The sequence below is a fragment of the Stenotrophomonas sp. YIM B06876 genome (assembly GCF_030711595.1).
In the GTDB taxonomy this organism is placed as follows: domain Bacteria; phylum Pseudomonadota; class Gammaproteobacteria; order Xanthomonadales; family Xanthomonadaceae; genus Stenotrophomonas.
In genome coordinates this window covers 1-1522 of record NZ_JAUJUJ010000188.1, presented here as the reverse complement: position 1 = coordinate 1522, position 1522 = coordinate 1, and the positions used below count along the sequence as shown (strand labels likewise).

The following is a 1522-nucleotide window of genomic DNA, read 5'->3' as shown; positions in this document are numbered from 1 at the left end:
AGCCTGTTGGTCATCGGCGGCGGCCCGCTGGGCTGCGAGCTGGCCCAGGCCTTCGCGCGCTTTGGCACACGCACCGTCATTTCCCACAGCGAACCGCTGTTCCTGCCCAGGGAGGAACGCGACGCCGCACAGATGGTGTCCGATGCCCTGGCCCGCGACGGCGTCGAAATTCATCTGAATTGCCGGGTCGTCAGCGTGCGCCAGGACGGCGGTCGCAAGCGCGTCGAGATGCTCAACGCCGGCAATATCTCGACAACCGTGGTCGACGAGATATTGACCGGAATCGGCCGCATGCCTGCAGTGCAGGGCCTGGACCTGGAGCGGGCCGGCGTCACCTACGACCCCGATGCGGGCATCCAGGTCGACGACTTTTTGCGCACCAGCAACCCTTGCATCTACGCGGCGGGCGATGTCTGCCTGGAACACCAGTTCACCAACACGGCCGAGGCCTCCGCGCGCATCGTGGTGGGCAATGCGCTGTTCCTCGGCCGCCAGCGCATGAGCGCGCTGACGGTCCCGTGGTGCACCTATACCGACCCGCAGGTTGCGCACGTGGGCCTGTATGTGAAGCAGGCGCGCGAGCGCAACATTCCGGTCAAGACCTTCACCGTGCCTATGCACGACGTCGACCGTGCGGTCACGGACAGCGAAGAAGACGGCTTCGTGAAAATCCATGTCCGCGAAGGCAGTGACCACATCCTGGGCGCCACCATCGTGGGCCGGTACGCCGGGGAAATGATCAACACCGTGTCGCTGGCGATGGTGGCCGGCATCGGCCTGCGCCGCCTGGCCGGGGTGATCCATTCCTACCCGACCCAGGGCGCCGCCATAAGACAAGCGGCCCACGCCTGCGCCTGCGCGCACGCATCGCCGTGGCTCGCCTGGTTGAAGCGGAAATGGCTGCGGCAATGACCCCCGCGAGGGGCCGGGCTCCCCGCTGCCAAGGGCACTGTCGCTTGGCTCCGCCATCGAAGATGGCCGCCCTGGCAAGCTCCTGCACGGATTGATGTAAAAAATCGCAACAGCGAAACCGCTCTGGCAGAGCAAGAAACCCGGGGGGCCATAGGCCCCCGGCGCTGGTCACGGCACTGACCGGCAGGCCAGCCGCCAGACGCACCTTGCCACGCTACGCTTGCAAACAGACTGCGGGCGCACTGTTCGTAAGATGCTTGCACTGCGCGGCCGCAGCCGGGCGTTCCCAGCCGCCACGGCGCCCTGCATTTCCCCGCGCGGCTTGCAGTCTGGATGGCAGGAAATTTCCATGGATAGCAATGGCAACGCCTCGGCGAATTGGCGCACCACCTCCTTAGACACCAGCCCCGGTCCAGTGCCGGCAGAATTCTCTGCGCTGTGCGAGCACTTGCGCCGTTGCACATGCGCGAATGGGTTCGTTTTTGCCCTGCAATGCATGGCGGAGTTCTTGAACCGCTTCATGACGGCACGCATCGTGACGACGCTGACAAGCATTGCATTTCTGCTCGGCATCGGATTCCTGGTGTTGTAAAGCCCGGCCCGGAGCCGG

General features: G+C 65.2%; 2 protein-coding genes. Both read left to right on the top strand.

Annotated elements, in window-relative coordinates:
- Positions 1 to 912: FAD-dependent oxidoreductase (locus QZH66_RS15935; protein WP_305806869.1), on the top strand; the 912-nt coding region annotated here is incomplete at its 5' end.
- Between the two features lie 349 nt (positions 913 to 1261).
- Positions 1262 to 1504 (top strand): hypothetical protein, encoded by a 243-nt coding sequence (locus QZH66_RS15930; RefSeq protein WP_305806868.1) that lies wholly within the window; start codon positions 1262 to 1264, stop codon positions 1502 to 1504.
- Positions 1505 to 1522: the final 18 nt, after the last annotated feature.

Excerpts from the sequence above, each read along its gene's own strand:
- QZH66_RS15930 (WP_305806868.1), top strand. The coding sequence starts at position 1,262 with ATGGATAGCAATGGCAACGCCTCGGCGAATTGGCGCACCACCTCCTTA.